Raw genomic sequence first — 11,399 nt, forward strand, 5'->3', positions numbered from 1 at the left:
GACGACCGAAAAAGCCACTGGACCCGGCGGTCGTTGCGTCCAATACTTACAAAAGAGGCGCGACGTCGCCGACGGGACCTACCGTTCTCTTCAGCATCATCGCGTTTTGCAACGAGGCAATCACTCAATGAGGAGAAAAATCATGCGACGACTCGCACTGGTCATCGTGGCCGCAGCAACGGCTGTCACCCTGGCCTCCTGCAGCACACCAGCTGCCGACACCGGAACGGGTAACGGTGACACAGCAGAAAGCGTCAAGGTCAGCGACCTCTCGATCATCGTCCCGGCTGAGCCCGGCGGCGGATGGGACCAGACCGGACGCGCCATGTCTGAAACCCTTACGTCCGAAGACCTGGTCGACAGCGCCCCCGTCACCAACATCGGGGGCGCCGGCGGAACGGTCGGCCTCGCCTCGCTGGCGAACGAAAAGGATCCGCACACCCTCATGGTCACCGGACTGGTGATGGTGGGCGCCGTCGAGACGAATGACGCCGAGATCCGGATGGAAGACACCACCCCCATCGCTCGCCTGACCGAAGAGGCCCTCGTCGTCGTGGTTCCGGCGGAGTCGAAGTACGACACCCTTGAGGATCTTGTCGAAGACATCAAGGAGAACGGCCAGGATGTCTCGGTCACCGGCGGATCAGCCGGCGGTGCCGACCACATCCTCGCCGGCCTGATGCTCGAAGAAGCCGGCCTGTCCGGCTCCGAAATCGCGGAAAGCCTGAACTACATCCCCAACTCGGGCGGTGGCGAAGCCGTCGCGCTGATCCTTGGCAACAACGCATCGGCAGGCATCTCCGGCATCGGTGAGTTCCTCGAGCACATCGAGGCTGGAACAATGAAGGCCCTCGCCGTATCCTCGGCAGAGCCCGCGGAAAACCTCCCCGACGTGCCGACGATCACTGAAGAGGGCTACGACGTCACGCTGACCAACTGGCGTGGCGTGCTCGCTCCGACGGACATCTCGGACGCCGACCGCGAAGCGCTCATCGATGTCGTGACCGAGATGCACGACAGCGAGGCCTGGACCGAGGTGCTCGAGACTCGCGGCTGGGCGGATGCCTTCCTCGCCGGTGATGACTTTGAAACATTCCTAGAGGAAAACATCGCCTCGGTCACGACGACGCTCACCAACATCGGGCTGGTCGACTGACCATGTCCACACCATCGATGGGCGCGGCGGGCACAGGCCCGGCGCGCCCTTCGGCCGGTGGAGAACCGGCCGAAGCATCCGCCCCGCGCTCCAAGCTGGGCGAGTACATTTTCGCGGGGCTCGCGCTCGCGCTCGGTATCTTCGTCTTCGTGGGCGCCTTCGCTATTCGCCTGCCGACCTCCGGTACCCAGGTCGGGCCGCGCGTCTTCCCGTTCATGGTCGGCACGATCCTCGTGATCTCGGCAGCTATGGTGATCGTCGACATCGCAAGAGGAAAACTGGGAGACCTCGAACAGGGTGAAGACGTCGACACCCAAGCGAAAACCGACTGGATCACGCTCGCCAAGATCGTCGCCTTCGTCGCCGCCTTCATCGCGCTCCTCGAGATCATCGGCTGGCCGTTCGCGGCCGCCCTCCTCTTCGGAGGCGTGGCCTGGTCGCTCGGTGCGAAACGCTGGTGGGTGGCACTGCTCATCGGTCTCGCCCTCGGATTCGTCGTCTACATCGTGTTCGGAGGACTCCTCGGGCTCTCCCTCCCGCCGGGTCCGCTACTCACCTGGCTCGACCCACTGCTGCAGAGCCTGAGAGGCTGACATGGACAACATCCTGAGCCTGATGGAGGGCTTCGCAACCGCCCTCCAGCCGCAATACCTCATCTTCGGCTTCATCGGCGTGCTCGTCGGAACCGCTGTCGGCGTGCTGCCGGGCATCGGACCCGCCATGACCGTGGCGTTGCTCCTGCCGCTCACCTACACGCTCGACCCCACCGCCGCTCTGATCACCTTCGCGGGCATCTATTACGGCGGAATGTATGGAGGCTCGACCACGAGCATCCTGCTCAACACGCCTGGGGAATCCGCGTCGATCGTCACCGCCCTCGAGGGCAACAAGATGGCGAAGCTCGGGCGTGGGGCCGCCGCCCTCGCCACAGCGGCACTCGGTTCCTTCGTCGCCGGCACGATCGCGACGCTCGGCTTGACCATGCTCGCTCCCATCATCGCCGCCTGGGCGGTGAACCTTGCGCCGGCCGATTACGTGGCCCTCATGGTCGTCGCCTTCATCACCGTTGGCGCACTGTTGGGCTCCTCCGTCTGGCGCGGACTCACCTCGCTGGGCATCGGCCTCTTCCTCGGCCTCGTCGGTACTGAGATCCTGTCGGGCCAGCAGCGTTACACGTTCGGGCTGCTTCCTCTGGCGGACGGAATCGACGTGGTCCTCGTCGCTGTCGGCCTCTTCGCCGTCGGCGAGACACTTTACGTTGCGAGCCGGATGCGACACGGCCGAATCGCTCTCGTCCCGGTGACCCGTGGATGGCGCAGTTGGATGACGAAGGACGACTGGCGCCGTTCCTGGAAACCGTGGCTCCGCGGCACCGCGATCGGATTCCCGATCGGCACGATTCCAGCGGGCGGCGCAGACGTCGCCACGTTCCTCTCCTATGCCAGCGAGAAAAAGCTGAGCAAGCACAAGGATCAGTTCGGTCGGGGTGCAATCGAAGGCGTCGCCGGGCCGGAATCGGCTAACAACGCGGCCGCCGCGGGCGTGCTCGTTCCCTTGCTCACGCTCGGGCTTCCCACGACGGCCACCGCAGCGATCATCCTGTCCGCGTTCCAGTCATACGGCATCCAGCCCGGCCCGCAACTGTTCACGAACCAGCCGGCGCTCGTCTGGGCGCTCATCGCCAGTCTCTACATCGGCAACGTCATGCTACTCATTCTCAACCTGCCGCTCGTGGGCATCTGGGTGAAGCTGCTGCAGATCCCGCGGCCCTATCTCTACGCGGGCATTCTCACGTTCGCGGTTCTCGGGGCGTACGCGGTGAACTTTGCCGTGGCTGACATCGTGATCCTGTTGTTCGTCGGTGTGCTCGGCTATTTCCTGCGCCGGTTCGGCTACCCGATTGCGCCGCTGGTAATCGGTCTCATCCTCGGTCCGATGGCTGAGGCACAGTTGCGGCGTGCACTGCAGCTCAGCCAGGGCGACCTGAGCGCACTGTTCCTCAGTCCGTTCGCCGCGGTTTGCTACATCGCGCTCATCCTCATCATCGCGCTGGGGCTGTGGCTCCGACGTCGCCAAAGCCGCCTCGAGCGAACCCTGGCCGCGGCCGCGGCTGCGGACACGTCGCTGTCCGCTGCGGTGAACCAGGCCTGGGATGCCGGAGAGCGGCCGACCGATGTGAAGACATCGGACATCCGCGTTCAGGCTCCCGCTGAAGAGCCGCCGACGGAGAAAGGGTCGCGCAGGCGAGGTGGTCGCTAGGACAGGGGATCTCGGTACGCGGCCTCGCTGCGCTCGGGCGCTACTCGATCAGCGATTCACTCGCTGGTCGAGTAGCCCGCGTAGCGAATCACTTGCTGGTCGAGTAGCTTGCGTAGCGAGACCCAACGGACGTCACGCAACCGGCGACATCCGCCCGGGCGTCAGCTCCAACGCCCGTTCGCGCACGAGGGAGAGGGCCTGCTCGACAGCCCCCATGCCAACCGCCTCGGGGCCGAGCGCCGATGGCACCAGATCGGGCGCCGTCGGGTCGTCGCTTGCAGCAATCAGCAAAGCCGCCCGCTCGATCACCGTCGGCAAAGTCGCGGTAGCGGCACCGCCAACGATGACACGGTCGACGTCGAGCAGGTCGCCGAGCACGATGCAGATGCGCGCGAGGCGCTCTGCGAGCCGCTCCAGGATGCCGGCCGCCGTCTCATCACCGCGCGCGGCAGCGTCCGTGACCTCGCGAGCGCTCAGCGACTCCGGGTCAAGCTGGCTGAGCGGGCTGCCAAACGGCAGATTCCCGGACCGGATCGCCTCGGCGGCCCATTGCCTGGCAATCAGCGCCAGGCCGTCTGCCGAACGGACTCCGTCGACGTAGTCGAGGAACCGCATCTCCCCCGCGCCGCCCCGTCGTCCGCGAACGAGCCGCCGGTCGATCATCAGCCCTGCGCCGATACCCTCGCCGACGAGCATTGCTATGTATGAGTCGACCGTGCGACCACTGCCCTTACTCGAGGTTCGCTCGGCGATCGCCGCGAGGTTGGCGTCATTCTCCACGGTGACGAGCGGCGCATCCTGGTCGAACTCGTTGAGAAGGCCTGGGTTCATCAGCTGCCAGAACCCGGTCCGGTGTGGCGGTGAGTCCCCGGCCGCATCGATTGGCGATGGCACGCCGATGGTCACGGCAAGAATCGTTGACGCGTCGATGCCGGATTCGACGAGCGCCCGATCGAAAACCGACCGTGCCATCCGGCGGCGATCGTCGGCATCCGCGAGTCGCTCGACGCTCTGCGGTGTTGCGGCAGGGATGTTCTCGTCCGCCTGGCCGAGGACCCGGCCACGAAGATCTGCAACCGTCGCTGACATCCGGTCGTAGCCCGCATCGACGCCGACGACGACGGCAGCGCGGTCGCGCAGCGTGTAGCGACGAGCCGGCCGTCCCTTGCGGTAGTCGCTGCCGGTTCGCGCGTTACCCAGTTCGTCGAGCCAGCCCAATCCAACGAGGTCGTCACAGAGCCCGATCACTGTGGCGCGGGTGAGCCCGGTCGCCGCCATGAGATCGGATGCCGTGAAAACAGTCGCCTGCCACGCGAACTCCAACACGTGACGCGCGTTGAGCGTCCGCATGAGCTGCGGCGAAGACGCTGCGACGGAGTGACTCAACCCCTTGACCTTTCCATTGGGCGGGCGCAATATTTACGACACAAATAAATGCACAACCTATATTTAGTCGATCCTCGCCTGCCGGATCGCTTCTATCAAGGGGGACAACGACGTGCTCCAAAGAAAATCTCTCACTCGGGTCGGCTTTGCTCTTGCCGGAATGCTGGGCGTATCCGCCGCCCTGTCAGGGTGCGCCGCCGACGGGAGCGGCCCAGCCGAAATCACCTTCCACATGAGCAAGCCGGAAGCGATCGAATTCTTCCGCGAACTCACGGCCCAGTTCAATGAAGAGCAGTCAGACGTCCATGTGACACTCGACACAGCGTCGAACCTGTCAGCCGGCTTCCTGCGCGGCAACCCGCCCGACGTCGGACTTCTCAACTACAACATGGAGATGTCGCGGTTCATGGAACGCGGCGCTCTTTCCGACCTCGGTGACATGGAGGAGGCGAGCCGCATCCGCCCGGACGTGCAGGACCTCGTCGACCAGTACTCCACCTATCCCGGACGCACGAGCGTGCTGCCGTACTCGGTCGCCGCGGCATCCGTCATCTACAACAAGGACATCTTCGAAGAGAACGGCCTCGAGGTCCCCGAGACCTGGGATGAACTGATCGAGGTGTGCAACACGCTGCAGGACGCCGGAATCACCCCGATCTACAGCACGTTCTCGGAGCCGTGGACGATCGCGCAGGGACTGTTCGACTACACAGCCGGCGGATCGCTCGATCTCCCGGACTTCTTCGAGCAAATGAACGAACTCGGCACGGAGGTGGGGCCCGAATCGCCGGTCTCCTTCCAGAAGGACTTCAAGGAACCCGTCGAGAAGATGGTGGAACTTTCCGCCTACTCGAACGATAATGCGGAGAGCCGCACCTACGGCGACGGGAACGTCGCTTTCGCCAAGGGTGAAGCGGCCATGCTGATGCAGGGTCCGTGGGCACTCGGCGAGATCGCCAAGACAGACGACAGTCTCGACCTCGGCACCTTCCCCCTTCCGGCCACGAATGACCCCGACGACCTCAAGGTTCGGGTGAACGTCGACCTCGCGCTCTGGGTCCCCGAGGCCGGCACTGACAAGGAAGCCGCACGCACCTTCGTCTCGTACCTCATGCAGCAGGACACGATGGACGAGTACAACGCCGCCTTCCTCGGCTTCGGAACCACCACTGACGCCGCTCCGCCCACGGATGAACGCATCATCGGCATGGCCGACTACTACCAGGACGGCCGCTTCTACCTGGGCCCGTCACAGCGCGTCCACCTGAGTATCCCCACCGCCAACTACATCCAGGCCATGGCGACCGGTGCGGACATCGATCGGACGCTTGCCCGACTCGACGCCGACTGGGCACGCCTGGCCTTCCGCGAGTAATCAGAAGCCTCGGAGGACAACGACATGACGATTCCTATCACACCGGCCTCGGCGGCCGCCGGCGACCTCGTCTCCGCGGCCGAGCACGGGCAGACCGATCATCTCGCCGGTGCGCACACGAAGAGGGGCAAACCGAAGGTCGACGGGGTCTACTACCTGTTCCTCCTGCCGACACTCATCCTCTTCACCCTGTTCATCACCCTCCCGGCGCTCGTGGGGATCTTCTACAGCTTCACGAACTTCATCGGTTTCGGTGACTGGCAACTCGTCGGGTTCACCAACTACATCGCGGTATTCTCGGACCCCGCGATCCTCTCGAGCTACCTCTTCACCTTCGGCTTCGCTCTCGTCACCGTGATCGTGGTCAACGTCATCGCGTTTCTCCTTGCGGTGGCTCTGACCTCCCGGATCCGCCTGAAGACCCCGCTGAGGGCCATCTTCGTCATCCCGATGGTCATCTCCGGCATCGTCATCGCGTTCGTGTTCAAGTACCTTTTCTCGAACTCACTGCCGGCGCTGGGCGCCGCCACCGGGATACCGTGGCTGCAGGAATCGATCCTGGCCAACGAAAGCACCGCCTGGATCGGGATCGTCATCGTCACGGCGTGGCAGTCCATCCCGGGCGCCCTGCTGATCTACATCGCCGGCCTGCTGTCCATCCCCGGTGAAGTATACGAAGCAGCCGACATCGACGGCGCGAGCGCCTGGGTCCGGCTCCGCTCGGTCACCCTTCCGCTCGTCGCCGGTTATGTCGTCATCAACGTCATTCTCGGGTTCAAGAACTTCCTCAGCGCGTACGACGTCATCGTGGGTCTGACCAACGGTGGGCCGGGCACGTCGACGCGAAGCATCGCCATGACCATCTTCACCGGCTTCACCGGCGGCGATTACGCCTACCAGATGGCGAATGCGACGCTCTTCTTCATCATCGCCATTCTCATTTCGCTCCTTCAACTTCGACTTACTCGTGGAAAGGCAGCCATCTCATGACGCAGGAAAAGATCCGGACGGCGACTCCCGCGACTCGGTCAGCCGCCGACAAGGGGAGCGGGGATGCCGGAACGCGCAGCACGCGCAGCAGGCGCGGAAAGGTCGGACAGGAGACCACCAATTGGCCGGTCATGATCATCCTGTTCCTCTGCGCGCTGACGGTTCTGCTGCCGTTGTACGTCACGATTTCGATGTCGATGAAGACGACAGCGCAAGCCGTCGACGGCAATGCCTTCTCGCTCCCGGCGCCGGTCGACTTCTCCGGGTTCGTCGAGGCCTGGGAACTCACCAACTTCCCCGTCACCTTCACCATCTCCGTCCTGGTGACGCTCGGCACCGTCGTCGGCACCGTGCTCCTGGCCGCCCTCGCCTCCTACGCCATCGTGCGCAATTGGGAACACCGCCTGTTCCGCTGGTCCTTCTTCTACCTGCTGGCGGCCATGTTCCTGCCGTTCCCCGTCGTCGCGCTCCCCCAGATCCAGCTCACCGGACTGGTCGGTCTCGCGAACCCGGTCGGTGTGACGATCCTGCACATCATGTTCCAGCTCTCGTTCAGCATCCTGCTGTTCACCGCCTTCCTGCGCTCAATTCCACTCGAGCTCGAGGAAAGCGCGCGGATCGACGGTGCCACGACCTGGCAGACGTTCTGGCAGCTGATCTTCCCGCTGCTCGCCCCAATGAGCGCCACCGTCGCGATCTTCGCCTTCCTCGCGTCGTGGAACGACTTCATGATGCCGTCGCTGATCATCGCCCAGGCGGACCAGCAGACCATCCCCGTGGTGCAGAACATCTTCCAGACGCAGTTCAGCACCAACTACAACGTCTCATTCGCGTCGTACCTCATGGCGATGGCCCCGGCGATCATCGTCTACCTGTTCACTCAGCGCTGGGTCATGGAAGGTGTCACCCAGGGCGCTGTGAAGGGCTGATGCTCTCGCGACCGTAACTCGTCACCACTCCCGACACCAAAGGATCACCCGTGACCGACGTGCGCACGCGCGAAACCGCCCGAGAACTCGACGCAGACCCCAACTGGTGGCGGCAGGCAGCCGTGTACCAGATCTACCCTCGCAGTTTCGCGGATGCCAACGGTGACGGGATCGGCGACCTGCCCGGCATCCGGTCGCGTATTCCGTACCTCCGCCGCCTCGATATCGATGCGGTGTGGTTGAGCCCGTTCTACCCGTCGGCGCTCGCAGACGGAGGCTACGACGTCGACGACTACCGCGATGTCGACCCCCGCCTCGGCACCCTCGACGACTTCGACGCCCTCGTCGCCGACCTCCACTCGAGCGGCATCCGGCTCATCGTCGACATCGTGCCCAACCACACCTCGAACCGGCACGAGTGGTTCGTCGAGGCCCTCGCCTCGCCGCGCGACTCGGCCGCGCGCAACCGGTACATCTTCCGTGACGGCCGCGGGCCGGATGGTTCAGAACCGCCGGCCGACTGGACGAGCGCGTTCGGCGGGCCTGCGTGGGAGCCGGTCGGTGACGGCCAGTGGTACCTGCACTACTTCGCGACCGAGCAGCCCGACCTCAACTGGGACAATCGTGAGGTCCGCGACGACTTCCTGACGACGTTGCGGTTCTGGTCCGACCGGGGGGTAGACGGGTTCCGCATCGACGTCGCCCACGGCCTTGCCAAGAAGCTCGACCTCGACCTGCCCAGCCAGGCCGACATGGACGCACTCCCCCGCGACGCCGGGGGGCATCCGCTGTGGGACCGCGACGAAGTCCACGAAATCTACGCCGAGTGGCGGGCCGTGTTCAACAGCTACACGCCACCACGCACCGGGGTGGCCGAAGCGTGGGTGGAGTCGAGCCGGCGGCACCGGTACGCCAGCCCGGAGGGCCTCGGCCAGGCCTTCAACTTCGATCTTCTCGAGGCAGGATTCGACGCGGTTACGTTCCGCCGGATTGTGACTGAGAATCTCGCTCTGGCTGGACTGTCCGGGTCCTCGACGACCTGGGTGCTCTCCAATCACGACGTCGTGCGGCACGCCACCCGGTATGGCCTGCCTGAGCCCGCCGACCCGAAGACGAAGCACGGCAGCGACTGGCTGCGTTCTGGTGGCACGTCTCCGGTGCTCGACGCTGAACGCGGGCTGCGCCGCGCCCGCGCGGCGACGCTGTTCGAACTCGCTCTGCCCGGTTCGGCCTATCTGTACCAGGGCGAAGAGCTCGGACTACCCGAGGTTGCCGACATCCCCGCCAATCGACGTCAGGATCCGGCGTTCTTCCGGAACCCCGGTGTGGACATCGGCCGTGACGGATGTCGCGTGCCCCTTCCTTGGACGGCTACGGGGCCCTCGTTCGGCTTCGGACCCGGGGAACCCCACCTGCCCCAGCCGGCGTCATGGGGTTCCGTCGCAGTCGAGGTCCAGGAGAGAGACCCGGAGTCCACGCTTCGGCTTTACCGGGATGCTCTCGCGCTGCGGCGGGTGCTGCAGACCGGTGAGCAACTCGAGTGGATCCCGTCGAAGTCTGACGTTGTGCATTTCCGCCGACCCAACGGGTGGGAGACGGTGATGAATTTCGGCAATACGCCGGTGGAGCTGCCCGAGGGCGAAGTGTTGCTGTTCAGTAGTCCCCTCGAGGGCGGGCTGCTCCCCGGCGAAACGACCGCCTGGCTTCGTCGCGACTGACTGCCCTGTTCTCCCATTCGGGCCACGTCCAGGCGTCGGGCTGGCTGAGGTGGACGGGATGGTTCAGAAGGGCGGGATGGTTCAGGGCGGGATGGTTCAGGGCGGGATGGTTCAGAAGGGCGGGATGGTTCAGGGCGGGATGGTTCAGAAGGGCGCTGCGTCGTCGAGACCGGTCTCTGCCTCTGCTGGTGGCGGGGGCGCGGATTCCGGCTCGTCGGGAGCCTGCAGGTGCGGGGATGAGTATGTCTCGGGTTGGGTTGTGTAGGTGCGTCCGCCGGGTGAGGTCCATTCGAGGACTCCGTTGCCGCGTTGTTGAACCTGCCAGGTGGTCTGGTGCTTCAGCCGGTGGTGTTTTCGGCAGAGATGGGCCAAATTGTCGCATTCGGTCGGGCCGCCGTGCGCGTGATCGTTGGTGTGGTCGAGGTCGCAATGCCGGGCGGTGCGGTTGCAGCCGGGGAACCGGCAGGTTCCGTCGCGGCAGCGGAGGTACTGTTTCATCTTCTTCGTCGGCTTGTACTTGGTCCGGTCCAGAGCGACCGGGACCCCGGCGGTCGGGTCGGTGAGCATCCGGTACCAGACGTTCGACTGGCCGGCGAGCTCCCGGGCAGTGTCCGCGTCGATCGGACCGTACCCCTCGAGCGTCCCGGGTTCCTCGGACCTGCCGAGCAGGGTCATCGCCGGTATCGTCACCGTGACCGTCGGCCGGATCCTGCGGAACGCCGCACCCGAGCCGAAACCGGAACGTCGCTTCTGGGCGGTGGAATTTCGCTTCTGGGCGTCGAAAAGTTGTTTCTGGCCGTCGTCGGAGAGGTCGCCCGGGCTCTCCAGCTGATCGCCTCCATCGCCCGGGCCTCCATCACCCGCGGGCAGTTCCCCGCACAGCGCCGCCGAGACGGCGTCGGTGAACACATCCGCGCTCAGCTGGGTCAGGGTGCGGGGATCGGCCGGGGTTCGCACCGCGAGGGCATGATCACGCACGGCGGTGTAAATCGAGGTCGCTTCAGGGGCGGTCGTGTACAGGCTGAGCCACGCCATCCCGTCATCGGCGGGCTGGAAGTCCAACCGCCGGTCCTGCGCTGACTTCGCGACCCGGGCGGCGACCGAGTCCGGGTCGAGGTGCTCCCGGAGCAGCCGGGTTTTGGCCCGGAACTTCGACACCGTCAACGACCGGCCGAACGGCACCGCCTGCTCCTCCAACAGCAGCGCAGCTTCCGGGGAGAGGGTCGCGGTCTGGTCGACGAGCACCTTCGCATGCTTGTACGTGATCTCCCCGGCCCGGAGCGCGGTCATCGTCGCCGGGAGCCGGTGGATCAGCGCTTCGGCGTCGGTCAGCATCCCGATCACCGTGGTCTCCGGCATCAGCAACGCGCAGGCGAGTTCCGCGACCAGGGAGCGTCGGGCCATTTCCTGCCGCCGCGCCTCGGACAGGGTCGAGCCGAGCACCCGCACCCCGTGCAAGCTCGCCTCGGACGCCCGCCGGGCTTCGTCGATCAGTTCCACCATCCACGCCTGCCGCCGCGCCTCAGCCCGCTGCAAGTCCGCGATCTCACCCACAATGTTCGAACACCCATCGGCCAGCGCCGCGG

At 65.2% G+C, this 11,399-nt stretch carries 9 protein-coding genes; 7 read left to right on the plus strand and 2 right to left on the minus strand.

The features are described from left to right. Positions 1–142 precede the first annotated feature (142 nt). Genes BM197_RS07475 through BM197_RS07485 form a run of 3 tightly spaced genes read left to right on the plus strand, consistent with a single transcriptional unit; the run spans position 143 to position 3,415 of the window. The gene (locus BM197_RS07475) at positions 143–1,156 is read left to right on the plus strand and encodes a Bug family tripartite tricarboxylate transporter substrate binding protein (RefSeq protein ID WP_090710183.1); all 1,014 of its coding nucleotides are present in this window, start codon (positions 143–145) and stop codon (positions 1,154–1,156) included. A 2-nt stretch (positions 1,157–1,158) separates the two neighbouring features. Then, positions 1,159–1,749, plus strand: coding sequence for a tripartite tricarboxylate transporter TctB family protein (locus BM197_RS07480; protein WP_090710185.1), 591 nt, complete (start codon positions 1,159–1,161; stop codon positions 1,747–1,749). 1 nt (position 1,750) lies between these two features. Next, positions 1,751–3,415: a tripartite tricarboxylate transporter permease gene (locus tag BM197_RS07485; RefSeq protein ID WP_090710187.1), complete on the plus strand. Its 1,665-nt coding sequence runs from the start codon at positions 1,751–1,753 to the stop codon at positions 3,413–3,415. A 132-nt stretch (positions 3,416–3,547) separates the two neighbouring features. Here the strand turns inward: BM197_RS07485 and BM197_RS07490 are convergent, their stop codons facing one another. Next, positions 3,548–4,801, minus strand: a complete 1,254-nt coding sequence (locus BM197_RS07490) for an ROK family protein (RefSeq protein ID WP_090710188.1) — start codon at positions 4,799–4,801, stop codon at positions 3,548–3,550. A 160-nt stretch (positions 4,802–4,961) separates the two neighbouring features. On the opposite strand from BM197_RS07490, the gene BM197_RS07495 reads away from it, so the two are divergent. The 4 genes from BM197_RS07495 to BM197_RS07510 are packed head-to-tail and all read left to right on the plus strand — an operon-like array spanning position 4,962 to position 9,813. Further along, a complete protein-coding gene (locus tag BM197_RS07495) occupies positions 4,962–6,176 on the plus strand; it encodes an ABC transporter substrate-binding protein (RefSeq protein ID WP_090710190.1) in 1,215 nt (404 codons plus the stop codon). Positions 6,177–6,200: 24 nt separating this feature from the next. Beyond that, positions 6,201–7,166, plus strand: coding sequence for a carbohydrate ABC transporter permease (locus tag BM197_RS07500; protein ID WP_090710192.1), 966 nt, complete (start codon positions 6,201–6,203; stop codon positions 7,164–7,166). Next, positions 7,163–8,095, plus strand: coding sequence for a carbohydrate ABC transporter permease (locus BM197_RS07505; protein ID WP_177216766.1), 933 nt, complete (start codon positions 7,163–7,165; stop codon positions 8,093–8,095). The genes BM197_RS07500 and BM197_RS07505 overlap by 4 nt, the downstream gene beginning before the upstream one ends. A gap of 50 nt (positions 8,096–8,145) precedes the next feature. After that, entirely contained in the window at positions 8,146–9,813 is a 1,668-nt protein-coding gene (locus BM197_RS07510) for a glycoside hydrolase family 13 protein (RefSeq protein ID WP_090710193.1), read from the plus strand. Positions 9,814–9,957: 144 nt separating this feature from the next. Here the strand turns inward: BM197_RS07510 and BM197_RS07515 are convergent. Next, positions 9,958–11,399: HNH endonuclease signature motif containing protein (locus BM197_RS07515; RefSeq protein WP_143095031.1), on the minus strand; the 1,442-nt coding region annotated here is incomplete at its 5' end.

Origin of the sequence: Mycetocola miduiensis (genome assembly GCF_900115155.1) — a bacterium.
GTDB classification, from domain to species: domain Bacteria; phylum Actinomycetota; class Actinomycetes; order Actinomycetales; family Microbacteriaceae; genus Mycetocola_A; species Mycetocola_A miduiensis.